The 24,910-nt window shown below is 52.8% G+C and carries 25 protein-coding genes; 18 read left to right on the top strand and 7 right to left on the bottom strand.

The genetic code is table 11. The features are described 5' to 3' along the window. A complete protein-coding gene (locus H6A20_RS01290; RefSeq protein ID WP_204905331.1) occupies positions 1-423 on the bottom strand; it encodes a flavodoxin in 423 nt (140 codons plus the stop codon). A 38-nt stretch (positions 424-461) separates the two neighbouring features. Beyond that, positions 462-1,013 (bottom strand): DUF3793 family protein, encoded by a 552-nt coding sequence (locus tag H6A20_RS01285; RefSeq protein ID WP_204905330.1) that lies wholly within the window; start codon positions 1,011-1,013, stop codon positions 462-464. Between the two features lie 206 nt (positions 1,014-1,219). On the opposite strand from H6A20_RS01285, the gene H6A20_RS01280 reads away from it, so the two are divergent. The 8 genes from H6A20_RS01280 (at position 1,220) to H6A20_RS01245 (ending at position 8,740) form a co-directional block, all read left to right on the top strand. Then, complete coding sequence (locus tag H6A20_RS01280; RefSeq protein WP_204905329.1) at positions 1,220-1,501, top strand: DUF2325 domain-containing protein; 282 nt, start codon at positions 1,220-1,222, stop codon at positions 1,499-1,501. A gap of 77 nt (positions 1,502-1,578) precedes the next feature. Continuing rightward, positions 1,579-2,259 carry a response regulator transcription factor gene (locus tag H6A20_RS01275; protein ID WP_204905328.1) on the top strand — a complete coding sequence of 227 codons (681 nt, stop codon included), beginning with the start codon at positions 1,579-1,581 and terminating at the stop codon, positions 2,257-2,259. After that, on the top strand, positions 2,252-3,181 hold the full coding sequence (locus H6A20_RS01270) for a sensor histidine kinase (RefSeq protein WP_204905327.1): 930 nt from the start codon (positions 2,252-2,254) through the stop codon (positions 3,179-3,181). The genes H6A20_RS01275 and H6A20_RS01270 overlap by 8 nt, the downstream gene beginning before the upstream one ends. 99 nt (positions 3,182-3,280) lie before the next feature. Beyond that, positions 3,281-3,967 (top strand): ABC transporter ATP-binding protein, encoded by a 687-nt coding sequence (locus H6A20_RS01265; RefSeq protein WP_106789662.1) that lies wholly within the window; start codon positions 3,281-3,283, stop codon positions 3,965-3,967. A gap of 1 nt (position 3,968) precedes the next feature. Further along, entirely contained in the window at positions 3,969-6,623 is a 2,655-nt protein-coding gene (locus tag H6A20_RS01260) for an ABC transporter permease (protein WP_204905326.1), read from the top strand. Between the two features lie 79 nt (positions 6,624-6,702). Continuing rightward, on the top strand, positions 6,703-7,326 hold the full coding sequence (locus H6A20_RS01255) for a DUF6088 family protein (RefSeq protein ID WP_106789664.1): 624 nt from the start codon (positions 6,703-6,705) through the stop codon (positions 7,324-7,326). A 152-nt stretch (positions 7,327-7,478) separates the two neighbouring features. Further along, positions 7,479-8,090, top strand: a complete 612-nt coding sequence (locus H6A20_RS01250; protein ID WP_204905325.1) for a nucleotidyl transferase AbiEii/AbiGii toxin family protein — start codon at positions 7,479-7,481, stop codon at positions 8,088-8,090. Between the two features lie 38 nt (positions 8,091-8,128). Further along, positions 8,129-8,740, top strand: coding sequence for a metallophosphoesterase (locus tag H6A20_RS01245; RefSeq protein WP_204905324.1), 612 nt, complete (start codon positions 8,129-8,131; stop codon positions 8,738-8,740). A 9-nt stretch (positions 8,741-8,749) separates the two neighbouring features. On the opposite strand, the gene H6A20_RS01240 is transcribed toward H6A20_RS01245, so the two are convergent. Continuing rightward, positions 8,750-9,706, bottom strand: a complete 957-nt coding sequence (locus tag H6A20_RS01240) for a MarR family transcriptional regulator (RefSeq protein WP_204905323.1) — start codon at positions 9,704-9,706, stop codon at positions 8,750-8,752. Between the two features lie 388 nt (positions 9,707-10,094). On the opposite strand from H6A20_RS01240, the gene H6A20_RS01235 reads away from it, so the two are divergent. From H6A20_RS01235 to H6A20_RS01220, 4 genes are all read left to right on the top strand, one after another. Further along, positions 10,095-10,766 (top strand): response regulator transcription factor, encoded by a 672-nt coding sequence (locus H6A20_RS01235; RefSeq protein WP_204905322.1) that lies wholly within the window; start codon positions 10,095-10,097, stop codon positions 10,764-10,766. Beyond that, positions 10,751-11,719: a sensor histidine kinase gene (locus H6A20_RS01230; RefSeq protein ID WP_204905321.1), complete on the top strand. Its 969-nt coding sequence runs from the start codon at positions 10,751-10,753 to the stop codon at positions 11,717-11,719. Before H6A20_RS01235 ends, H6A20_RS01230 begins: the two co-directional genes overlap by 16 nt. Positions 11,720-11,787: 68 nt before the next feature. Further along, positions 11,788-12,519: an ABC transporter ATP-binding protein gene (locus tag H6A20_RS01225; protein ID WP_204905320.1), complete on the top strand. Its 732-nt coding sequence runs from the start codon at positions 11,788-11,790 to the stop codon at positions 12,517-12,519. Further along, positions 12,506-15,007 carry an ABC transporter permease gene (locus H6A20_RS01220; RefSeq protein ID WP_204905319.1) on the top strand — a complete coding sequence of 834 codons (2,502 nt, stop codon included), beginning with the start codon at positions 12,506-12,508 and terminating at the stop codon, positions 15,005-15,007. Before H6A20_RS01225 ends, H6A20_RS01220 begins: the two co-directional genes overlap by 14 nt. 136 nt (positions 15,008-15,143) lie before the next feature. Here the strand turns inward: H6A20_RS01220 and H6A20_RS01215 are convergent, their stop codons facing one another. Beyond that, entirely contained in the window at positions 15,144-15,422 is a 279-nt protein-coding gene (locus H6A20_RS01215; protein WP_204905318.1) for a winged helix-turn-helix transcriptional regulator, read from the bottom strand. Positions 15,423-15,596: 174 nt separating this feature from the next. Between H6A20_RS01215 and H6A20_RS01210 the strand changes: the two genes are divergently transcribed. Beyond that, a complete protein-coding gene (locus tag H6A20_RS01210; RefSeq protein ID WP_204905317.1) occupies positions 15,597-15,815 on the top strand; it encodes a DUF3791 domain-containing protein in 219 nt (72 codons plus the stop codon). A gap of 61 nt (positions 15,816-15,876) precedes the next feature. Here the strand turns inward: H6A20_RS01210 and H6A20_RS01205 are convergent, their stop codons facing one another. Together H6A20_RS01205 and H6A20_RS01200 are read right to left on the bottom strand one after the other, a co-directional pair. Continuing rightward, positions 15,877-16,863 carry a zf-HC2 domain-containing protein gene (locus H6A20_RS01205; RefSeq protein ID WP_204905316.1) on the bottom strand — a complete coding sequence of 329 codons (987 nt, stop codon included), beginning with the start codon at positions 16,861-16,863 and terminating at the stop codon, positions 15,877-15,879. Beyond that, on the bottom strand, positions 16,856-17,284 hold the full coding sequence (locus H6A20_RS01200; RefSeq protein ID WP_243424698.1) for an RNA polymerase sigma factor: 429 nt from the start codon (positions 17,282-17,284) through the stop codon (positions 16,856-16,858). Before H6A20_RS01200 ends, H6A20_RS01205 begins: the two co-directional genes overlap by 8 nt. 241 nt (positions 17,285-17,525) lie before the next feature. Here H6A20_RS01200 and H6A20_RS01195 point away from each other — a divergent pair, with 241 nt between their 5' ends. The 4 genes from H6A20_RS01195 (at position 17,526) to H6A20_RS01180 (ending at position 22,596) form a co-directional block, all read left to right on the top strand. Further along, positions 17,526-18,209: a response regulator transcription factor gene (locus H6A20_RS01195; RefSeq protein WP_204905315.1), complete on the top strand. Its 684-nt coding sequence runs from the start codon at positions 17,526-17,528 to the stop codon at positions 18,207-18,209. Beyond that, positions 18,182-19,324, top strand: a complete 1,143-nt coding sequence (locus H6A20_RS13845; RefSeq protein ID WP_204905314.1) for an ATP-binding protein — start codon at positions 18,182-18,184, stop codon at positions 19,322-19,324. The genes H6A20_RS01195 and H6A20_RS13845 overlap by 28 nt, the downstream gene beginning before the upstream one ends. A gap of 102 nt (positions 19,325-19,426) precedes the next feature. After that, positions 19,427-20,098, top strand: coding sequence for an ABC transporter ATP-binding protein (locus H6A20_RS01185; protein ID WP_204905313.1), 672 nt, complete (start codon positions 19,427-19,429; stop codon positions 20,096-20,098). After that, positions 20,095-22,596: an ABC transporter permease gene (locus H6A20_RS01180; protein WP_204905312.1), complete on the top strand. Its 2,502-nt coding sequence runs from the start codon at positions 20,095-20,097 to the stop codon at positions 22,594-22,596. Before H6A20_RS01185 ends, H6A20_RS01180 begins: the two co-directional genes overlap by 4 nt. A gap of 57 nt (positions 22,597-22,653) precedes the next feature. Here the strand turns inward: H6A20_RS01180 and H6A20_RS01175 are convergent, their stop codons facing one another. Continuing rightward, the gene (locus H6A20_RS01175) at positions 22,654-23,397 is read right to left on the bottom strand and encodes an SDR family NAD(P)-dependent oxidoreductase (RefSeq protein WP_204905311.1); all 744 of its coding nucleotides are present in this window, start codon (positions 23,395-23,397) and stop codon (positions 22,654-22,656) included. A 223-nt stretch (positions 23,398-23,620) separates the two neighbouring features. Between H6A20_RS01175 and H6A20_RS01170 the strand changes: the two genes are divergently transcribed. Further along, complete coding sequence (locus tag H6A20_RS01170; RefSeq protein ID WP_204905310.1) at positions 23,621-24,904, top strand: ABC transporter substrate-binding protein; 1,284 nt, start codon at positions 23,621-23,623, stop codon at positions 24,902-24,904. The last annotated feature ends 6 nt before the right edge of the window (positions 24,905-24,910 follow it).

Below are 24,910 nucleotides of genomic sequence, written 5' to 3'. Positions count from 1 at the left end.
CTAGACGAGCGCGGCGCCAAGTTCCCGGCACGATGTCAGAGCGTCCTCGTCCGGGGCTTCGTTGCAGATCACGCTGTCGCGGGCAAGGACAGCCCCGTCGTCGCGGCAGCGGGCTTCCCAGCCGCGCATCCATTCCCCGTCGCCCCAGCCGTAGGAGCCGAACAGGGCAATCTTTTTCCCGTTTAAACCTCCCTCGCAGGCGGTGAACATGGGCTCAAATTCACTTTCCTCGAGCTGCTCCGCCCCCATAGACGGGCAGCCGAAGGCAATGGCATCATACCTGCCAATCTGGTCCTCTGAAAATTCCGACGCAGTAAGAAGGGACACATCTGCGCCCTTTCCTCTGGCGCCCTCTGCGACTGCGAAAGCCATTGCTTCCGTATTTCCGGTACCGCTCCAATATACAACTGCAATGTTACTCATAAGACAAAATGACCTCTCTTTCTGTTTTTTTTGACACATCATCCAGCCACGGTAAGCTGTTCGATGGATTTCCCCTGTTTCCACTGCTGCACATAGATCCTGCTGCAAAGATCGTATTTTTCAAAGGTGCTTTTTGCCCTCTCTTCATCCCCGTACACCTTCCAGCATCCAAGGCACTTGTGCCTGCACGCTTTATTGAGGATGAATCCGAGGACGTCCTCCGGCGGGTAACTCAGAAACAGTCCGATCTCATGGGGAAATTCCCCGGCAGACGTAAGACGGCGGATCAGGTGCAGCACGCAGGCGTTGCTGTCCTGCGCCGGGTAGCCGTATTGCAGCAGCAGATCCCTGGCGCGCTGATCCGCCAGATCACTTTTGAGCGCATGGGGGCGGTAGGCGTATATGAGCGCCCGGTTCCCGCAAATCCGCAGCGGCAGGATGCAGAGACCTTTTGGGACAAGTTTCCTGTTTAAACCGGATAACGCCTTCATAAGCTCCTTCCTGCAGGGGCAGGAACAGGAAAAAAGGCTGCCGGTCTTGATCCCCGCAAGAGTGGGGGAGCAATGACGGATCACCATACCTTCTGACATAGGCACCTTCCTTTGCTGAAACAGCAGAAACAATGGTTTTTACAAGTGGTTAGCCATGACTAACTACCTATGGTGAAATTATATACGGAACGGGGAAACATGTCAAGAAGATATTGATATTCGTTTTCAAATAGTGTATGATACAGACAAATGTTAGTTACAACTAACCAAAAGAGAAAGAAATTTACAGGGACAGGAGGATGGATATGAGCGTTGTGATCATCGGCGGACATGACAGGATGGTAAGCCAGTACAAAAAGATATGCAGACAGTTTAACTGCAAAGCGAAAGTATTTACGCAGATGTCAGCCTCTCTTGGCAAGCAGATCGGGAGGCCGGATCTGGTCGTACTGTTCACCAATACCGTATCCCACAAGATGGTGCGGTGCGCTGTGGAGGAGGCGCAGAAATGTCACGCGGAAATTGTGAGGTGCCATACAAGCAGCAAGAATGCGCTGGAAGAGATCCTTGGCAATGTATGTGCATGAGGGAGGACGGAGCAGGAGATTACTCTGGACAACACTTATTTATACATATAATATAAAAAAGTAAGGAGGAGTAATCCATGGAGACCATTCTCATCATTGAAGACGACGCGGCTCTGGCTTCGGGCCTTTGCCGGGCGCTAAAAAGTGAAGACCGCACACTGCAAAGCTGCGGGAAGATCCGGGAAGCCCGCCGGCTCCTTAGAGAGGCGCAGCCGGATCTGGTGATCCTGGACGTGAACCTGCCGGATGGAAGCGGGTTTGATTTCCTGGGGGAAATCAAAGGAAAGGGGGCGGTTCCGGTCATCCTTCTTACAGCCAACGACATGGAGACAGACATTGTGGCGGGGCTGGAGGCGGGAGCCGACGACTACATCACCAAGCCCTTCAGCCTGGCTGTGCTGCGGGCCCGGGTCAATACGCAGTTGAGGCGGAAAAAGGAGACGGAAAGCCAGCAGGATGTCCGGTGGGAATCCGGCCGATACCGGTTCCTCTTTGACCGGATGGAGTATCTGGTGGAGGGAACCCCGGTGGAACTAAGTAAAAATGAGCAGAAGCTGCTCCGCATCCTGGTGGAGAACGAGGGCCGGATCGTAAAGCGGGAGACACTGATCGACCGGATCTGGACCGACGGCGCGGAGTATGTGGACGAGAACGCCCTGTCCGTTACGGTGAAACGGCTGCGGGACAAGCTGGCGGCAGGGGAGTGGATCGAGACGGTCTACGGGACCGGATACCGGTGGGTGAAGCAGCATGGATAGAGGAATGATGATCCTGGCGGCAGCCTGCATTCTGGGCAGCGTCCTGTTTGCCATATATTCATATCGAAAAGAGAGACGGACCGCGGAGCGGCTCCGGCGGATGCTGGAGGCGGCAAGGAGCGGGCAGTTCCGCGAGACCGGGTTCGACGAGAGCGTGTGTTCCGCGCTGGAAAGCGAGATGACGGATTATTTGAGCGCCGTGGAGCGATCCAGAGAGGCGGCCGCGGCAGAGAAGGAGAAGATCAAGACCCTGATCGCGGACATTTCCCATCAGACCAAGACGCCCATTGCCAATCTGCTGCTCTATACGGAGCTTCTGGAAGAGCGGGAGTTAAGTCCGGAGAACCGGGAGTATCTGACCGCCCTCGGGAAGCAGGCGGAGAAACTGCATTTCCTGATCGGGGCTTTGATCAAGATGTCCCGGTTGGAGACGGGGATCATCACCCTGCACCCCAAAGAGCAGGATGTGAAGGAACTGCTGGCAGAGGTCACGGGCGCCTACAAGGAGAAGGCGGAGAGGAAAGGTCTGAAGCTGACCGACTGTTCCGGGCCTGCCACGGCCTGGTTTGACCGGAAGTGGACGGCGGAGGCTGTGGGCAACATCCTGGACAACGCGGTCAAATATACCAGCCGGGGCGGGATCGAAGTGCGCACCCGGCGGTATGAACTTTTTACGGCCATTGAGGTAGAAGATACCGGCCCGGGAATTGCCGAGGAAGACATCCCGGAACTCTTCGGCCGGTTCCGCCGGGGAGAAGAAACGGCGGAGCAGGAGGGCGTGGGGATCGGCCTCTATCTGGCGCGGGAGATCCTGGCTGGAGAGGGAGGATATATCAAAGTGTCTTCCCGGAAAGGGAAGGGATCGGTGTTTTCCATTTTCCTGCCAAATCAGGGAAAAGGAAATCTTTCAGAACTGTCATAATTGTTTTTGGCGCTGAAAGATTCTGGAAAGAATACCATGAGATAATCTGTATGAATGATACATTCATACAGATTTTTTCAGTTGAAAGGGGAGCAGGTTATGGAAGTTCTGAAAGCAGTCAATCTTACAAAAATATACGGGAAAGGGGAAAATCAGGTGCGGGCCCTTGACGGGGTCAGCCTGTCTGTGGAGCAGGGGCAGTTCGCAGCCGTGGTGGGCACTTCCGGCTCCGGAAAGTCCACGCTCCTCCACATGCTGGGCGGCCTGGACCGGCCGGACGAGGGGAAGGTGTACGTGGACGGAAAAGACATCTTTTCTCTGAAGGAAGAAGCCCTGACCATCTTCCGGCGCAGGAAGATCGGCTTTGTATTCCAGTCCTACAATCTGGTGCCGGTGCTGAGCGTCTATGAAAATGTGGCGCTCCCGGTGGAGTTGGACGGGAAAAAGGCGGACCGGGCATTTATCGAGGAGATCCTGGATACGCTGGGGATCCTGCAGAAAGCCAGAAGCCTCCCGGGGCAGCTCTCCGGCGGACAGCAGCAGCGCGCGGCCATCGCAAGGGCGCTGGCCTCCCGGCCTTCGATCCTTCTGTGCGATGAGCCCACCGGCAACCTGGACAGCCGCACGTCCCAGGATGTGCTGGGGCTTTTGAAGCTGTCCGGCCAGAAGTTCGGGCAGACCATCGTCATGATCACCCACAACGAGGAGATCGCCCAGATGGCGGACCGGATCATACGGATCGAGGACGGGCGGATCCTTTCTTCCAGAGGAAGGAGGGAGGCGTAGCATGCGGGTCAAAAACAGGAAAACCATCTGGAACTTGAGTCTTAAGTCCTTTCGGGCCTCCGGGAAGCGGAACCTGATCGCAGTGGTGGCCATCGTGCTGACAACGGTTCTCTTTACCTCTCTTTTTACTATTGTGATGTCGTTAAATAAGAGTTATCAGACCTACACCTTCCGGCAGATCGGCGGGTACGCCCACGGCACCTTTAAGGATGTGACAGACAAACAGGCAGAGGAGATTAAAGGGCATAAGAAGGTAAAAGCCGCCGGGGAGCGGATCGTGGCGGGGATCATCGCGGAGGATGCCTTTGCCAGAGTCCCGGCGGAAGTCAGCTACATGGACGAAAATAATACAAAGTGGAGCTACATCGATCTGAAAGAAGGCAGGGAGCCGGAAGGGACAAAGGAGATCATCCTGGACGAAGCGGCGCTTGAACTGCTGGGCGTGACGCCAGAACTGGGAGCCGAGATCACCCTCACCTATCAGGTGTCCGACAAGAAGCAGAACGGGGGAGTGCGGACGGACACCTTCACCCTTGTGGGATGGTGGGAGTACGATCCCGTCATGCCGGTGCATTACATCAATGTCTCCAGAGCCTATATGGAACAACTGGAGCGGGACGTGACAGGGGAGGGCCTGGAGCCCTTCCGGAGGGACTTAAATGTCATGCTGTCCTCCAGCCTGGATATTGACGGGACCATGGAAGAGATCGAAGAGGATCTGGGATACCAGAGAGACGATCCGGGAGCGGATACTTATCTGAACTACGGGGTAAACTGGGGCTATACCACGGCCCAGGCAGCAGCGGAGCTGGACCCCGGCCTTCTGGCCGCCATGGCGGCGTTCCTCCTGCTGGTGATCTTCACCGGATATCTGATCATCTACAACATTTTCCAGATCTCCGTGACAGGGGATATCCGCTACTACGGCCTTCTGAAGACCATCGGGGTGACGCCCCGGCAGCTTCGGCGGATCATCCGGCAGCAGGCCCTTCTGCTGTGCGGGATCGGTTGTCCGCTGGGGCTGATCGCCGGCTGGCTGGTGGGATCCGGCCTGGTGCCGGTGGTTCTTGCCAGGACCAGTCTGGAGACGATACAGACAGAGGTCAGCAGTTCGCCCCTGATCTTCGCGGCGTCCGCGCTGTTCGCGGTGGCGACGGTGCTGCTCTCCTGCGGGCGGCCGGGCCGGATGGCGGCGAAAGTCTCTCCCGTGGAGGCGGTAAAATATACGGAAACCGGCATTTCTTACCGGAAGGAGCGAAGAAGCAGCCGGGCCGGGATCGGCGGGATGGCTTTTGCCAACCTGGGAAGGAATAAAAAGCGCACCGCACTGGTGGTGATTTCCCTGTCTCTGTCGGTGGTGCTGCTGGCCCTTACCTTCCAGTTTACCGGCGGATTCAGCATGGAGAAATATCTGGAACAGAAGACCTGCGCGGATTTTATCGTGGGGAACACGGATTACTTCCGGTTCCAGGCAAATGGGCCGGAATCCGGCCTCGCCGGGGAGACGGTGGAGCAGATCCGGGAGAATACAAAAGAAGCGCACGCAGGTCAGGCCTGGGCGGTGCCTGGAGTATATCCCCAGGTGTGGCTTGACGAAGAACAGTTCCGCAGCCTGTCCTTCACAGGGTCTGAAGAGCAGGTCAACCAGGAACTTCAGATCCGGGAAAAACGGGGAGACAAGATCCAGGTATCGCTCCAGGCAGAGGGCATGGACGATGCCCTGCTGGACAAGCTGACAGTCCTGGAAGGGAGCCTGGAACCCCTGCGGGACCCGGAGGGCGGGGCCATCGCTCTTCCGGTGGAGACCGATGATTACGGGACGCCCCAGATGACGGAGCATTATCCAAAGCCGGGAGACAAACTGACGGTGACCTATGTGGACGAGTGGTACTATGCGGACTCCCGGACCGGGGAGCCGGTGACAGACGCCACGCCGGAGGAATATATCCAGTATCACATAGAAAAAAGCCATGACGTGGAATACACCGTCTGCGCGCTGGTCACAGTGCCCTACCAGATTTCCTTCCGGGCAAGCCTCATGTACGGCATGGATGCCATCATGGGGACGGAGCAGCTAAAGGCAGACAGTGGAGAGGAGCTGTATTCGCTCTTCTACATGTTCGATACGCCAGACCGGGAAGCAGAGGAAGCGGCGGAACACTTTCTGGCAGAGCTGACAAAGGGGGAGACGTCCCCTTTGATGTATGAAAGCAAGGCGCTGATCCGCCAGGATTTCCAGGGATTCCGGCAGATGTTCCTGCTCCTTGGAGGTGCGCTTTGCGCCATCGTGGGCGTGGTGGGGATCCTGAATTTCTTCAACGCCATCCTCACCGGGATCCTGGTGAGAAAGCGGGAATTTGCCATGCTGCAGGCGGTGGGCATGACGGGAAAACAGCTGAAGAAAATGCTGGTGACAGAGGGCCTTCTCTATGCGGGAGCCACCGTCCTTTTATCCCTTGTGCTGGTATTTCTTCTGGAACCGCTGGTCGGCGGCATGCTGGAAGATATGTTCTGGTTCTTTGCTTATCATTTTGATGTGACCGCCCTGTGGGCGGCTGCGCCGGTCTTCCTGCTGCTGGGGATTGTCCTGCCTCTTGGGGTCTACCGGGGGATCGCGAGGATGACCATCGTGGAGCGGCTGCGGGAAGTGGAGTAGAAGGGTTGACAGAAGGATATCATTTAAGTATACTAACAGTAAGTAAATATAATATTTACTTACTGTTAGGAGAATAAAGATGTTATATGAATATTTGATAAAAAATTATATTCCGGGAGAACCGATTTTTACAGGAGATATTCAGATTCCGGGGATGACAGAAGAAAATCTCAGATATCATTTGAAAAAATATGCAGACAGCGGAACAATATGCCGATTTGAGCCGGGAGTATACTATTTTCCAAAGACAGGTATTCTGGGTGAAAAGTTGTCTCTTTCTGCAGATACAGTAGCTGTTCATAAATATATCATGCGGAGGGGAAGACGAGTTGGATATTATTCCGGGTATACGTTGGCAAACCGTATGGGATTATCTGTGCAGGTTCCATATACACAGGAAATAAGCAGCAATTTTGCCCCTGCATCAGTAAGAAAAATAATGATCAAAAACAGACCGTATATTATCAGAAGGCCTGTGGCAGAAGTAACGGAAGAAAATGTATCGGTATTACAATTCCTTGATTGCCTGAAAGATATTGAGAAAAGTTCAGAAATAGAGTTGGAGACATGTGGAAGGATTCTGACAGAATATGCCAGAAGGAACGGCATTACCAAGAAGAGGATCGATCAGTTTATAGCAAAGTATCCTGTTAAGATCTATAAGGCTATTTATGAGACGGGGGTAGAGTATGTATCTTCATGAAGACAGAGAAATGTTTAGAACCATCGTAGAGCAAGTGGCAGAAGAAAGCGGGAAAAATTCTATAGTGATAGAAAAAGATTATTATGTGACAATGATCTTGAAGGAAAAAACTTAAGCATGTTGTTCTAAAAGGAATCAGCGAAAAACTGGGAATGCCGATCGTCAATTGGGACGAGACACAGAGTGACAGAGATTATAATGCATATTTTTTTTCTTATACCTCGGTGTTTGCATTGGAGGATGAAAGACTGCCACAGTATGTTAAACTGGAAATGGCATTGGGCTCGTATGCATTTCCCACACAATCGGTAGAGATCCATAATTTTATTGGAGATTATCTGGAAAATCGAGATAGAAAAGATATTGCGGAACAATTTTTTCTTGATAGATTTTTCATGAATCTGCAATCTTTAGAAAGAACCTATATTGATAAGATTTTTGCTCTTTGTGATTATTATATGCAGGGAAAATCAAAAAGATATTCCCGACATTTATATGATATTTATAAACTCACGCCTTTCATTGCTTTTGATGATGAGTTTGCTTTATTGGTAAAAGAAGTTCGAAACCATAGGGCACAGATGTCGGTGTGTCCGTCTGCAGACGCGAAGATAAATATACCGGCTCTTATTACAGAGTTTTGTGATAACTCTTTTTACGAAGAAGATTACCATTCGATTACAAGTTATTTTACGGAAGATTTTGTGCCATATGAGGATATCATAGATAATATGAAAAAAATAATAAAAAAGATTTCTTTTTAAATAATTAGTATCAATCCAGGCAAGGGAGGTGATCAGAGGTGAGATATTATATTGCGGACCCGCATTTTTTCCACGGGGCGCTGAATACGAAAATGGACCGGCGCGGCTTTGAGAGCGTCGAGGCGATGAACGAATATATGCTGCGGCAATGGAACCGAAAAGTGCGAAAGAATGACGAGGTCGTTATCCTGGGGGATCTGTCGTGGGGAAAGGCGGAAGAAACCAATGAACTGCTGGAGCGGCTCAACGGACGCCTGTATCTGATCCAGGGAAACCACGACCGGTTTCTGAAGAACAAAGACTATAACGCAGGCCGGTTTGTGTGGATCAAGCCCTATGAGGAACTGCAGGACAATAAGAGAAAGGTGATCCTCTGCCATTATCCCATCATGTGCTACAATGGCCAGTATCGTGTGGATGAAAATGGAAATCCCAAAGTATACATGCTTTACGGCCATGTGCATGACACGCAGGATCAGCGGCTTCTGGAGCGGTTTCAGGCGATCACAAGGGAAACTGCCTCGGTAAGTCCTGACGGGACAGCGAGACAGATCCCCTGCAACATGATCAATTGCTTTTGTATGTATTCCGACTATGTGCCGCTTACGCTGGATGAGTGGATCGCATGTGAGAAAAGAAGGATGGAATAGGACGCCTTTTTACCATATCAATTCCTCCATCATTTCATCAATTGCAGTTTCTATTCTTTCATCTGCCCGGTCCTGCAGGGAACAGGCCAGTGAAACAGGATCGACCTTGCCTGAAACGGCAAAGAAAGAAGGGTTATATTTCCAAAGTTCTATAGTAACCAGAGTGTCGGGCTCCACCCATCTGGGGTCGATTTCGCATAAAGATTTCTTATCTACATCTGCTTTGTAAACAGCCGCTTCTGTAATCCGCGGGGGATTGAGCATAGAATATTCACTGAGAGCTGTCTCGCCGGCATATAAAAGATTACCTTCCAGAGCAGACCTGCAGACGGTAAGTCTTTTCTGAACAGGATTGATCAGATAAGGCTTTGCCAACTGAATCGCTTCCGGCGGTGTGGCTTTTAGATACATGCGGATCTCTTTTCCTGTTTTTTCCTGTCTGATCAGACCCATTGCCGATAATTGGTCAGAGGCTCTTGTAATGGATGTGCGGGTGCACTGCAGATCCTTAGCGGCAAGATATTTTACAGCAGAGTTTTCTTTCTGATAGAGCAGATATAAAAACAACTGCTGTGTGACGGGCATCATTTTTTCTTTGTTGACTTCCCTGGGGAGTCTGAAACGATTGCTAAGAATCATGCCGAGAAAAGGCAGATAAATCTGATCCGAACCGGCAACAAAAGGGATCTGCTTACGGATCAGAGAATCCCGCTGCATTCTGGATATAAAATCAAAGGAGAAGGCGACAGGAGAACGCAGACTGTTTTCGTAGATTTCCATCTGCTTTTTTAGCGCTGTTACAGGAAATTTGTCGTCGGGCGCAATTTCAATCAGTATAAAAGAAATGCCGTCTATATTAACCTGGAACATACGGCGCTTAGCCAGGAAAAGTGCAATGTGAGGTTTTTCTTTTATTTCATGAAGCGAAACAATATCCCCAAAATAATTTTTAAATATGTTTTCCATACAAATCACCTTAATAACATTTTTAATCATATAATAACATTTAAAATGTTATTGTCAATAAATAATATTATTATAAGAAGGCGTTCATAATAAAGAAATATTTTTCGTATTTTACCAGTGAAAAAGATTTTGAGCAAATCAGGGGAGCAGATAGTCACAATTCCGTGATAATCTGTTCCCCTGATTTTTTTATGTGTATTTCATGATATAATGATTGCACAAAGTGCAATCCAGCCCGGGAACCGGGCTGCCCTGCTGCGCAGGGATTATACCGGCAATCCACGGCTTGGGAAGTAAATGCCGCCTGCGGCGTCGCTTCCTTCCCTGCGCGCGTGGTATAATGATTGCACGAAGCAGCTATTCTTCTGAATTGGGAAAGGAAAGAGATATGTGTCGAATTTTAATCATAGAAGATGACCGGGAAATGAACCAGGGGATTTCTTATGTTCTGGAAAAGGACGGATACCGGACGGCTTCCGTCCATTCTATTGCAGAAGGGAAGAATGCCTTTGAAGAGCAGGGAGCGGATCTGATCCTTTTGGACGTGAATCTGCCGGATGGGGAAGGCTTTGCCTTTTGCCGGTGGGTCCGGGAGCGTTCCCGGGTGCCGGTGCTGTTTCTGACAGCCAGGGATCTGGAAGAGGACGCGCTGAAAGGGTATGAACTGGGCGCGGAAGATTATGTGACAAAGCCATTTTCCATGAAGATCCTGCTAAAAAAGATCGACGTGATCCTGAAGCGGGACAGAGAGAAAGAGAAGATTGCTTTTGACGATGGATTCCTGCAGATTGACCTGGATAAGGCGCAGATCCGGCGGGAGGGCGAACTTTGTACCGTGACGCCCACGGAGTTTCGGATTCTGAAGGAATTTCTCATGCACAAAGGCCAGCTTCTTACCTATGAGATTCTGCTAGATCGCCTGTGGGACGGGGGAAATCAGTTTGTGGACAAGCATGCGCTGGCCGTCAACATGAACCGGCTCCGGGGAAAGATTGAAGATGAGGAACACAAATATATTTCAAATGTATACGGGATGGGATATCAATGGATTGGAAAATGATCATGCTGGCATGCGCCATTGCTCTGGCAGGAATCCTTAGCTGGAAGCTTTGGAAGTTGAAGCAGGATGTCTGTGAATTTGCCGACAGGCTTGACGAGAGTCTGGATGCGGTCCTGCAGGGGAGAAAGCCGGAGGAGTCCGCAGATACGCAGGATTCTCTTTTGGGAAAAGTCAATGAAAAGCTGGGCAGGACGCTGCATGTCCTTGAGACAAAAAATGAAGAAAATCTGCGGGGAAAGCAACAGATGAAGGAGCTGATCTCTGATATCTCCCATCAGACCAGAACCCCCGTTGCGAATCAAAAGATCTATCTGGAGATTTTAAAAGATATGGATCTGCCCGGGGAGGCAACGGAATTCCTGAACAAGCTGGAACATCAGACAGACCGGCTGGATTTCCTGTTTCAGAGTCTGGTAAAAATGTCCCGGCTGGAGACGGGGGTGATCCAGATCCGCAAAGAAAGAGGAGACCTGTTTGATACTCTTGCCGGCGCCATGGCGGCGGTGGTACCTGCCGCGTCGAAAAAGGGCATTGCGTTGGAAGTAGAAGGCGGGGGAGAGAAGTTGTCAGGAGAAACCGATAAGAACAGGCTTCTTCTTTCCCATGACAGGAAATGGACAGAAGAAGCGGTCTATAACCTGCTGGATAATGCGGTGAAATACACCCCGGAAGGGGGCCGGGTTACGCTATGCGTAGAGAAAAAGGAGATTTTTACAGAGATCCATGTGAGAGATACGGGAAAGGGGATTGCCCTGGAGCGTCAGGCACAGATCTTTACCCGGTTTTACCGGGAGCCGGAGGTGCAGGATCTGGAGGGCCTTGGAATCGGGCTTTATCTGACACGCAAGATTGCGCAGCTTCAGGGCGGTTATGTGGAGGTGCGTTCAGAAGCAGGAAAGGGAGCGGATTTCTGCCTTTTCCTGCCCAATGCCGGAACACTCACAGTTTCGTGATTTTTTGCGATTGAGACCGGTTTGTGATTTTCAGGGGATAGGATGAGATCACAAAGGAGGGAAAAGACATGAAAGACGAGATCGTAAGGACCGTGGGTCTGAAAAAATATTACCGGCTGGGGGAGAATACTGTCAAGGCGCTGGATGGAGTGAACCTTTCTGTAAGGGAGCGGGAATTTATCGCTGTTATCGGGAAATCCGGGAGCGGGAAGAGTACGCTGCTCCATCTGATCGGTGGTCTTGATATTCCCACATCCGGTGAGGTGTATGTGGACGGGAAAAAGCTTTCGGATATGAAGCGGGAGCAACTGGCCGTTTTTCGCAGGAGAAAGGTGGGATTTGTGTTCCAGAATTATAACCTGGTGCCGGATCTCAATGTGTATGAAAATGTAGTGCTGCCCATTGAGCTGGACGGGAAACGGATTGACCGGCCGTTTGTAAGGGAAATCCTGGAACTTCTGCAGATTGCAGATAAGAGGGAAGCGCTGCCGGGCATGCTCTCCGGAGGGCAGCAGCAACGGGTGGCCATTGCGCGGGCCGTGGCTGCAAAACCAGCCATTATCCTGGCGGATGAGCCCACCGGCAACCTGGACACTGCTTCCGGCCACGATGTAATGGGACTTTTGAAGGTGGCGGCAAAGCAATTTCAGCAGACAGTGATCCTGATCACTCATGACCGGGATATTGCGCAGATGGCGGACCGGATCGTCCATATTGAGGATGGGCGGATCGTGGGAGCAGGAGACCCCGATGACAAGGTGTCCGGCGGGGAGGCAGGTGATCCGTATGCTGGCGAATAATAACAGGAAGGTTATTGACCGAATGGCAGCGGGTTCCCTGAAGCATAACCGGGGACGTAACCTGATCATTTTTCTTTCCATTGTGCTGGCGTCCTTTATGTTGTTTTCCATTTTTACGGTGGGGATCACTTATTTTCAGATGCAAAAGGTTCAGAATATCCGGCTGAACGGTGGAGAGTACGATGCTGTCCTGTACGGGATCACACCGGAGCAGCGGGAAAAGTGTGAAAATGATCCGGATATCCGCCGGGCAGGAATCCTGGCCTTAAGCGGGTATCTGGAATCCACTCAGGGAGACGACACAGTGGAGGCGGCTTGTATCTGGTGTGATCCGGTCTTATGGGATGAGATCATGGCCCCTGCCAGGGAGTGGGTGAAAGGAACCTATCCCCAGGAGGAAGATCAGGTTATGGTGACGGAAGAAGGTTTGGAAAAAGCCGGACTGGCCGGCCTGACAGTGGGGGATCATTTCCGGGCCGGGTACAGGGACGGCGATGGAAACCTCATGGATAAGGAATTTGAGATTTCCGGGATATGGGAAGGGTATGGCACCAAGTCGGCGTTTTATGTGTCAGAGGCATTTTACCGGCAATCCGGTTCGGATATCTCCGAGGTGACATGCGGCAGGTATCATCTGGATTTTGATAAAAAGATCATGACAAAGAGCGAGCAGGATGCGTTTATCGAAAGCTTGGATCTGGGAAAGCAGCAGGCGCTGTTTTTTACCAGTGAACTGGGGTATTCTTTGCCAATCTTCTTTGGACTGTGCGGTCTGGCCCTGGTGACCTGCCTGTGCGCCTACCTGCTGATCTACAATATCCTTTATCTGTCAGTGGCGGGAAATGTGCGGTATTATGGCCTGCTTCAGACGGTGGGGATGACAGGGCTGCAGATCCGGCGTCTGATCCGCAGACAGATGATGATCCTTGGATGTGGCGGGATCTTGTGTGGACTTATAACGGGAAGTCTTGTTTCTTTCCTTTTATTTCCGTCGGTGATCCGTGCGCTGGGAATCCGTGCAAGAGAAGCGGGTGAGATACAGATTTCCCTGAATCCGGCGGTTTTGCTTCTTGCCGTGGCGCTGACAGGGCTGACCATTTGCCTGGGAAGCTATAAACCTGTGAAACTTGCGGTATCCATTTCTCCGCTTGAGGCGGCAGGTTACCGGCCGGCGCAGGGGAAGATGGGCGGACGCAAGACGAAAAAGGGCAGGCTTCTGCGCCGTATGGCATGGGATCAGATCTGGAAGGATAAAAAGAAGTCTCTGGTGATCATGACGTCTCTGGCGGCCGCTCTATCAGTCTTTCTGTGTATCAGTACACTGTTGGAAAGTCAGGCGGCCAGGACCATTGTGACCAATCATATGAATAATGATCTTACGATTACCAATGATTCCCTGCGAAAGGAAGACCCGGAAGATCACCGGGATGTTCTGACGGCTTCGTTTATGGAAGATCTGGAACATCTGGATGGGGTTTCAGCGGTGTATCCGCTGCTGTACGGGCAGATCACGGTTCCCTGGGAGCCGGATTTTGCAGAGCAGTGGATGGAGGAATTCTATGCCAAATGGATGATGATTCCCTATGAGGAGGACCGGAGCGAATATCAGCAGTACCCGGAAAATTTCGGATCAGTCATTCTGGGGATCAGCGAAGAGGAGTTCCCCTATTTGCAGGAAGTGGTAGATACGACACTGGACCGGGAAGATTTTCTGTCTGGAAAAAGCTGCGTCCTCTATCGGAACGGGTTGGAACTTACGATGGAAAATCTGGCAGGAACACAGGTGACCTGTGCAGAATACGGAGACAGCGGGAATACGCGTACGTTTGAGATCGCCGGGTTCACGGACGAAGGGTATTATACCGGCCCCATGCTGGGAGATCCGCCGACCATCATCGTAAGCGAGTCCGTAGTCAGGGATTTCCTGGAAAATCCCTGGATCTGCAAGGCTGGCGTGAGATACACGCAGGAATATGATGAAGAAACGGAAAGCAAAGTGCTTGGTCTGATTCAGAACAGTCCGGATGGAAACGCCCTTTCCTGGGAATCTAAACTGGAAACCCTGCATGAAGTGGAACGCGCGCAGGGGAATATGCGGGAAGTGGGGCTTGGCATTGCCCTCGTTCTGGCATTCATTGGGATTCTGAATTACATCAACACCGTGACCGGAAATATCCAGAGCCGACTAAGGGAGTTTGCTATTCTGGAAAGTATTGGCATGACGGACCGGCAGAGGAACCGGCTTCTCGTGACAGAAGGTCTTTTCTATGCGGCGGGTTCGTTGCTTCTTACCGCCACACTGGGGCTTGGGATCACCTATCTGGTGTACCAGTCCATGAACTATATGATGGTGCCGTTCAAAGTGCCGCTTTGGCCGGTGGTGGGGATGACGGTGTTTATTGTCCTGGTATGCATAGCGATCCCGCTGGCTGCCGGAAGGTATATGTCGGGAAAAGGAAGTGTGATGGAGCGGGTGCGGTTTTCATAACAAAGAGCGATCTTTATCTGTAATAAATGTTGAAAACAAGTTTTGAAACAATGTGGGATAAAAATATTGAAATTAGAAGAAGGACGTGTCCGAAAGTGGATACGTCCTTTGTTCTGCGTTAGTAACAAAAAATGCGCTATGTATTCTGTGCTTTAAATTCTTCGCCCCAGTCCCACATGGCGTCGAGAATGGGTTTCAGGCTCCGGCCAAGTTCTGTCAGGGAATATTCCACCCGCGGGGGAACTTCCGGGTAGACTTTGCGGTTTACAAGACCATTGCGTTCCATATCGCGAAGCTGTGCGGTCAGAACTTTCTGCGAAACCGTTCCGATGGATTTCTTCAGTTCGCCGAAGCGCTTTGTACCCGGGAGCAGATCCCGGAGGATCAATACTTTCCATTTATCTCCGATCAGCATATTGGAGATTCTGAAAGAACCAAATGGCAGAAAAAAATAAAGCCAAAATGCCGAAAAGGGGGTATTAACAAACCTGCCATAGTGCGACGGATATGAATCTTTTATAATGGCTTCGCTTATGGTATACTTAAGTTGCCATAGATGAAAATGTTTATGAAAATGAGGTGACTTTGAATGAGCGAACAGAAACAGAAAATAGGATTTACCGTTGCCTGTGTTGATGAATTTGCCCGGCAGCATAATCTGAGCGCCCGGGAAGCATTCTGCTATCTTTTTCAATTCAAAGGCATCGCATTTATTAAAGAAAACTATGATGTAGAGCATACCCTGGATTTCGGTACGATACTGGAAGATTTGAGCGTCCTGTGCCGGAGAAATGGAGGGTTGCTATGAAACTGTATTATGGAAGCAATGACTGCCCCGGAAATGTTCACATTTCCGGGGCGCTTTTGTCTTATTTTCTCCCTCTTGTGACCCCGATGGCAATGCACAGGATCCCCAGCAGAATACCCGCCGCCAGGAAGAGAAGATAGGTGTTGGCGTTGATACTCCAGGTGGAGGTCCAGTCGGAAAAGTCAGCCGCCAGGATGGTGAGCTGCCGTTTATGCTCCGCGATCAGCCCGTAGGCGTCGCTGGAAAACGCCATCCAGATCCCGGTGATCAGGGAGATCAGTCCTGCTTTGATCCAGCGGTTGGCCGGGAGGTATCTGGCGGTCAGGAAGACGAGCCAAACGCCGCTCATCAGGATCACGCTGATGAGGGTGCCGGCACGCAGCCCCTCCACGTCCCCGGAGTGATGGCAGACCGTGAAGATGGTAAGGAACAGCCACGCCGTGTCCCAGACCATGGTAAGCAGCGCCTTTTTATCCGACAATACGGGCGGCAGCGCAAGCCCCCGGATCACAAAAGGAAACAGTGGCACGGAGAGCCCGAAAATGGTGGGGATGGCGAGCAGCAGGAACTGTCCGCCGCCGTTCATGCGGTCCACGAAAAAGAGGATCAGAAGCAGGGCAAAGATCCCGGCCAGGATACTCTTTGTCAGTTTCTTCTGCTCTGTCATAAGGGGCACCGCAGTCAATGCGGCCACCAGGAGCATGGAGGCGGTTGTCACGGAGAAGATGCCCAGTCCCCCGCCAATGGCTATGGAGAAAAGGAAAGTCAGGATCACCGGGATGAGCAGCAGGACGCTGATGATAAGCCCGGCTTTCCAGGCGGCGGTCCTCTCTTTTCTGGCGTGCCGTTCCAGAACCTGCCGGGACTCCGTTTCTATGACGCGGTCCACGGAACGGTCTTCCAGATCCTCATAGAGCGCCCGGCAGGCTGCGCAGTGTTCCAGATGGCGCTGCACCAGCTCTTTGCTGGCAGGCGTACACACATCATCATAATATAAGGGAAGCAGATCCTGAACGATCCCGCATTCCGAAAAATTTTTCTTATCCATGTTTCTCCATCCTTTCCTGAATTTTCATTCTTGCGCGGTGGTAAGTGACCCTGGCCCAGTTCTCTGTTTTCCCGAAGATAAACCCGATCTGTGAGAAGGGCAGTTCCCCGAACACCCGAAGCTGAAAGACTTCCTTGTAAGGCTCCGGCAGGTCGTGGAGGATCAGGTGGATCTGTAGCGCAGTCTCCTTATCTTCCACCGCATCCGCCGGATTCTGGCCACCGCTGACGGCGGCAGCCTCGTCCAGCTCGGCGGTTTTCCCGGTCTTCCTGTATTCGTCTGCTGCCAGGTGCTTGGCAATACTGCAAAGCCAGGTGAGTTCGCCGGATCTTTGCGCAAAGGTCTTTTTGGAGGTCATAGCCCGGTAGAACGTGTTCTGCGTGATCTCTTCCGCCAGCGGCTGATTCCGCACCAGGGTCATCACATAAGAATAGACCTGCAGATAGTAGGATTGATATAATTTCTCGTAGTCCAGGGCCGCTCACCTCCTTTTTTGTACACCGGTTAGACGGAGTAAGATGGATTTCGTTACAGAAAAATTGAAAAAATTTCAACATGACCAGTATAACAGAAAAGTTTTCACAGATATAGCGCTTATCATTTGACGCTGCGTAAACCCCCGTTGTAAAATGAGAGAAACGCAGCAAAAGGAGACCCGCACCATGCAGAAAATCTTGCTCCTGGAGGACGACAGAAACCTGAACAGGGGGATTTCACTAAAATTAGAAAAAGAAGGATATCAGGTATTTTCCGCCTTTTCCGCGAAAGAGGCGGAAGAACTTTTTGACGCGGCAGGGCCGGATCTGATCATCAGTGATGTGAACCTGCCGGACAAGAGCGGCCTGGATTTTTGCAGGGAGATCCGGAAGAAAAGCCAGGTGTATCTGATCTTTCTGACGGCTCTGGACTCGGAGGTGGACATGGTAAACGCCTACGATCTGGGGGCGGACGACTATATCACCAAACCATTCAGCCTGCTGGTGCTGGTGTCTAAAGTGCACGCCCTGATGCGGCGGGCGCGCCGGGCAGGGGAGGAGCAAAAGACAGAGATCCGCTCCGGGGAGATCCGGGTATCCTACCAGGATATGCGGGCATACCGCGGCGGGGAAGAGCTTTCCTTAAGCAAAAAGGAACTGCAGCTTCTTCTGTATTTTATGGAGAACGCAGGGCAGATCCTTTCCAAAGAGCAGATCCTCGAGCATGTGTGGGATGTGGATGGCCAGTTTGTGGACGACAATACGGTTCCGGTAAATGTAAGCCGGCTGAAGCGAAAGATCGGCGGCGAATGGATTCAGAATGTAAGGGGGATGGGATATCTGTGGATACAGGAAAGCGTAAAAGAATAGCTCTGGCAGCAGGGCTGTTTTTTCTTGCCCTTCTGGTGGGGCTCTTTCTGACGGGAAGAGCGGTGTGGCAAGAGTATGAGAACACGGCCAGGCAGATGGCGGCTCTCACCAGGCAGGCACCCGAGGAGGAGGCTGTGTTTGCCGGGATCCTGACGGGGAAAATAGTAGAAGATAATGAGGCAGCGGCAAAGACAGGCATGGAGTTGCTGGAGAAATACGGTTATGATCTGAAAGATAGTTTTTGGGGCGGCGCGCTGCCCGGCATGGCGGGCGGTATGGCGCTTCTCCTGGCAGCCGGACTTGCGGCCTGCGCAGGTCTTGCCTGGCATAGCATGAGGCTTAAGAGAGAAGCCCGGGAGCGGGCGGACTATCTGGAGGAAAAGCTGAAAGAGGAGACGGTCCGCAACCAGAAGATGGAGGCGGAACTCCGGCGGGAGGAGCAGGAAACCAAGTCCCTGATCACCGATATTTCCCATCAGCTCAAGACGCCGGTGGCCTCTCTGAAAATGAGTTATGAGATCGAGGATTCCACAGAACTTTCAGCGGAAGAAACGGAGGAGTTCCGAAGAAAAGAGCGGGAAGATGTGGAACGGCTGGAACATCTTCTCCAGGCTTTTACCCAGATGAGCAAGCTGGAGACCGGCATGATCCGGCTGAAGCCGGAGAAGGCGGGTGTGAAATCGACCCTGGCAAGAGCAGTGGCCGGCGCATATGCAAAAGCAGTAGATAAAAACATTTCTATTGAAACGGAAGAATTTACTGACGTCGCGGTTGTCCATGATCCGGGCTGGACGGCGGAGGCGATCGGAAATGTGCTGGACAACGGTGTGAAATACGCGCCGGTCGGCACCTGCATCACCATCCGGGTGTCGGAGCTGGTCAGCTATGTCATGATAGAAGTGGAAGACGAAGGTCCGGGGATCCCGGCGGAGGAACAGCACAGGATCTTCCAGAGATTTTACCGGGGCAAGGCGGAAGCGGTACGAAAAGAGGAGGGCTCTGGCGTGGGTCTTTACCTTACCAGGCGGATCCTGGAAGAGCAGGGCGGAACGGTGTGCGTGAAGAACGGAAGAACCGGCGGGAGCAAGTTTGTGATCACCCTGCCGAAAGAATAAGATTTCTTACAAAACTGTTATCTTTTTTGTTACTTTTCTGTAAGCTTCGGGCGGTATGCTCTGTACAGAAACAAAGAAGCAGGCACAAAGAGGAGGCTTACAATGAAGGCGATTTTAGAGACAAAAGATCTGGTCAAATATTACGGCTCCGGTGACAATCTGGTAAAAGCGATCGACCACACCGATATCCGCGTGGAGCCTGGAGAATTTGTGGCAGTGGTGGGGCGTTCCGGCTCGGGAAAGAGCACGCTTTTGCACATGCTGGGGGGACTGGACCGGCCCGACTCCGGCAAGGTGCTGGTGGAAGGACGGGACATTTTCCGGTTAATGGACGACCGGCTGGCCGTGTTCCGCAGGCGGAAGATCGGATTTATCTTCCAGAGTTACAATCTGGTGCCGTCCTTAAATGTATGGGAAAATATCGTGCTGCCCATCGGGCTGGACGGCCGGAAAGTGGACCGGGAGTATGTGATGGACATCGTGCGAAAGATCGGCATGTCAGACCGGCTCCACGCCCTGCCGGGCACCCTGTCCGGGGGACAGCAGCAGCGGGTGGCCATTGCCAGGGCCCTGGCCTCACGCCCGGCCATCATCCTGGCCGATGAGCCCACCGGCAACCTGGACTCCCGGACGGAGATCGAGGTGGTGAGCCTTCTGAAACACTGCGTGACCGAATACGGTCAGACGCTGGTTATGATCACCCACGACGAGACCATTGCCCAGATGGCGGACCGGATGATCGTCATCGAGGACGGGAAGGTGGTGCGGTCATGAAGACAGTGACAAAGACAGCCCTTGCCAATGCGCGGCAGAACCGGACCCGGAACATGATCAGCGGGGCAGCCATCATCCTGACCACTCTTTTGATCTTTATGGTGCTGACGGTCGGATATGCCTCTGTCAAAGTGCGGTTCGCAGCTGTGAACGCCTACTATCCGCCTTATCACGCCATGTTCCGGCAGGTGTCAGAAGAGGATGCGGGGAAGCTGAAAAGCCACAATGATATGGAGGAAGTGGGGCTTCGCTCGGATCTGGGGGAAGGGGTGGACGATGATTCCACCATCCTGTTTCTCTGGATGGATGCACAGGCTCTGGAACTGAACAAAATAGAACTGGCAGAGGGCGCGTTTCCAAAAGCAGGAAATGAGATCGCGCTTCCGGAAGGACTGCTTGCCGAGTACGGGATCACTGCCGGGATCGGGGATACGGTGACGCTTCCGCTTCAGCTTTACGAAGACGGCGGACTGGGGTATCAGAAAGAAGATACCTTCCGGATCAGCGGATTTCTAAAAGGAGAGATTGACGAGGAAAACAAAGCCTACTCGGTGCTGGTGTCCAGGGACTGTCTGGAACAGTCGGTTCTGGCAAAAGACCGGGAGTACCGGGTGATGTTCCGCCTTCAGGATGTGGGGGAAAATGTGGCCACCACGGACGCCATTGAAGAGCGGGTCCGGGAGATTGGCGCGGATTTTGGCGTATCGGAGGACAACGTGGTCATCAACACCGATTATCTGATGGCCAACTATACGGACCCGGCGGCTCTTTTCGCCGTTGTCTGTATCATCCTGGTGGTGATGGCGGCGGGCGTGCTGACCATCTACAGCATCCACTATGTCTCTATGATCCCGAAGGTTCAGGAGTATGGAAAATTAAAGGCCATGGGAGCCACCAGGCGGCAGATCCGGCAGATCGTCTTCCGGGAAGGCCTGCTTGTGACGGCGCTTTCCCTGCCACTGGGGCTTCTTCTGGGGAGCATTCTGGCAGGCCCGGTGATCCGCTGGATCTACCGGATCAGCGGGGAAGGCGTGCAGACCAACGCGGCGGCCATGGAAATGAACCGGATCTGCATGAAACTGCTGGAGCAGAGACAGGTGCCGGTTCTGTATGGGTGGGTTTACATCCTGACCATCCTGACCGTGCTGGTTACGGTGTATCTGTCCCTGGTAAAGCCCATGCGGATGGCGGCGAAGATCTCTCCGGTGGAGGCCATGCGGTATCAGGGAGAGATCCGGGAGAAGAAAAAGGAGCGGAAGGGATTTGCAGAGATGAGTCTTGTAAAACTGACCCGCTCCAACCTGTCCCGGAATAAAAAAAGATCCGTCCTGACCATCGTGACACTGGGCGCAGTGGGAATCCTCTTCATGGCAGTGGCCACCGTCCTTAGCTGCGCCGATCCGGAGGAGATCGCAAAGCAGGAGTTTGAGGGGGATTATGAGATCGCCGTGGACAGCTGGGAGGGGGACAAGATGAACCCGGACCGGGCCTGGGTGAATCTGATGCAGAACAACCCGCTGAACGGGGAACTGCTGGAGCAGATCCGGGCCGTAGACGGAGTGGAGGAAGTCAAAGTGAAGACCTATCTTACCGGAACGCTGGCGGATCTGGATCCGGAGCGGGAGATCGCCTCCGCCAGCATCCAGGGCCTGGATGAATCTTACCGGGAGATCGTAGAGAACTGCCAGATCGAAGGGGCGGTTACCTGGGAAGAACTGGGAGAGGGAGAGAAGATCCTGGTCTCTGAGGATATGCTGCGCTGGTTCCCGGAACTGAAGCTGGGCGACGCGGTGCGGATGGAACTGGAGACCCCGGAGGGGACGGTGGAGCGCACCTTTGAGATCGCCGCCGTCGGAGAGTATCCTTCGGCCGTATCCGGGAGCAACTTTCTGCTGCCGGACTCTGTGCTGGCGAAGATCACAGGGGCAGACTTAAGCGACATCTGCGTGATCCGGCTGGAAGAAGGGATCGGTCAGACCGGACGGCAGGAAGCCTATACGAACCTGGAGAACCTGGCAAAGACGAGCGTCTATCTGACCACCGACAGCTTTGAAAAGCATGTGGAGACCTGGGAGACGGCGGTCACCGTCATGACCGTGCTGGGTTACGCCTTTCTGCTGATCCTGGGCGCGGTGGGCGTGATGAACCTGATCAACACCATGGTCAACAGCATCTACACCCGGAGACGGGAACTGGGCATCATCCAGGCCATCGGCATGTCGGAAAAGCAGCTGGTGCGGATGCTGCAGCTGGAAGGGCTTTTCTACACGGCTGGCACCCTTTTGGTGGCGCTGGGGATCGGAAGCCTGGCCGGATACGGCATCTTCCTGTATGCCAAAGCAGAAAATATGATGAATATCACCGTGTATCACTATCCGGGGATCCAGGCGGCGGTCCTGGCCGTGGCGGTGGCGGCGCTGCAGATGATCCTGACCTGCGCTGTGTCCCGGAACTTCCGCAGGATGAGCCTGACCGACCGGATCCGGTACGGGGAGTAAAAAGAAGAGGGTGTCCGGACCAACGGTCCGGGCACCCTCTTTGTATACCGCGGCAGATCAGGTCCGCATTGCCCCGTCCACGGAAAGGATCTCTCCGGTTACATAGCTGGCAAGGTCGCTTGCCAGGAACAGGAAGGCATTGGCGATGTCCTCCGGCTCTCCGACCCTTCGCAGGGGAATGGCGTTGATCAGCGGCTGGATCATGTCCTTTGGAAGGGCGGCCACCATGTCGGTGTTGGTGATGCCCGGTGCCACCGCATTGACCCGGATATTGCTTGGGCCAAGCTCTCTTGCCAGGGACCAGGTCATACCGTTGACTGCCGACTTGCTGACCGGGTAAGCCACGCCCGAAGGCTGTCCGCTGATGCTTACCATGGAGCTTGTGTTCAGGATGCAGCCCCCGCCCTGCTCCTTCATGATCCTGACAACGGGGATGATGCAGTTCATGGCGGCTCCCACATTGAGCTTCATGATCTTCTCGAAATGTTCCGAGGTGTATTCGGTGACAGGCTTGCTGTCGGACATGCCCGCATTGTTGATCAGGATGTCAATCTTTCCGTAGGTTGCCCTGATCTTTTCCAGCTCTGCCGCTACGGCCTCTTCGCTTCCAAGGTCCGGCCACGCGCCGGACACGGGCCAGTCCGGATTTTCCTCCTTCAATGCGGAGAGAGCCTTGTCTACCGTCTCCTGCCGGGAGCCGAACAGCACCACGGCCGCTCCGTTCTCCAGAAATTTTTTAACAGTTGCAAATCCGATCCCTCTTGTTCCGCCGGTGATCACGGCTACTTTTCCTTTTAACATATGAATACCTCCTCTCCTGTTACATATAGGATATACCCAAAAGCGGAAAATTTCTGTGACAGGATCACAAAAAAGTAAAATTAGAACCGCATCCGGATCATTTGACGGGAATGCACATCTGTTATGAAGATAGTATACTTTTTTTAAAATATTGGAAGTTTTTTTGTGAAATGTGACTGCTATACTGAATTTAACAGAAAAAATAACGTAAGGAGGGTAACTTATGAAAAAGAGACTCGTAGCAATCATGATGGTGATGTCTATGACAGCGCTCACACTTGCCGGCTGCGGCGGTGGCGACAGCGCGTCCACAGACGACACCGCGGCGGCGGAAGAGGGATCGGAAGAATCCAGCGCGGATGCGGACGGTAAGATAACCATCTCATTCTGGCACTACATGTCTACTGACAAGGAAGGAAAATTCGTGCAGGAGGCAGTAGATGAGTTCAATGAATCCCAGGATGAGATCTATGTGGAAGCGCAGTATCTTCCCCGTGAGGAACTGATGAAGCAGTACACCATCGGCGTTGTATCCGGCGAGCTCCCGGATGTGGGAATGGTGGACAACCCGGATCACAACTCCTACGCGGCCATGGGCGTGTTCGAGGACATTACGGATCTGTACGAGGAGTCCGGTGATACGAACTTCCTCGAGGGATCTATTTCTTCCTGCTACTATGACGACAAGCTGTACGGACTTCCGTGGGGCAACAACTGCCTGGGCCTGTTCTACAACAAGCAGATGCTCGATGAGGCGGGCGTAGAGGTCCCGACGACATGGTCCGAGCTGGAGGCGGCGTGCGAGGCGCTGACAAAGGACGGTACATACGGCCTGGCCATCTCCGCTATCAATAATGAGGAGGGAACCTTCCAGTTCATGCCGTGGCTTCTGTCCGCAGGCGGATCTGTAGACGATCTTTCCTCCGCTGAGTCCAAAGAGGCTATGTCCTACATCAAGGGTCTGGTTGACAGCGGCTATGTGAGCAGCGAGTGCGTAAACTGGACGCAGGCTGACGCGGAGAAACAGTTCGCTTCCGGCAAAGCAGCCATGATGATCAACGGACCGTGGCAGTTCTCCGGACTTGCTGAGGATGCGCCGGATCTTGAGTATGCGGTGGCACAGGTTCCGAAGGCAGATAACGGCGATTACGCTTCCTGCCTCGGCGGCGAGAACATCGGTATCTGCACAGGCGCCAATGTGGAAGCTTCCTGGGAGTTCATATCCTGGATCATGAGCAAAGACAAATCCGCTGAGATCTGCAAGTCTATCGGACGTCTGTCTCCGAGAAGCGATGTGGATACAGAGAGCCTCTACGCGGATGAGCCGAACTGGAAAGTATTCGCGGAGATCATGCCCAACGCACAGTCCCGTGGACCGTCTCCGTCCTGGCCGGAGCTCTCCGCTGCGATCTACAATGCACAGCAGCAGGTGATCACAGGAGCGAAAGATGTGGATGCCGCAATGGATGAAGCGGCGACAACCATCGCAGGGCTTGAAAATAAATAGATAGCC

It is taken from the genome of Mordavella massiliensis (assembly GCF_016901695.1).
GTDB lineage: Bacteria > Bacillota > Clostridia > Lachnospirales > Lachnospiraceae > Claveliimonas > Claveliimonas massiliensis_A.
This window is presented reverse-complemented; position numbering and strand designations above follow the sequence as displayed.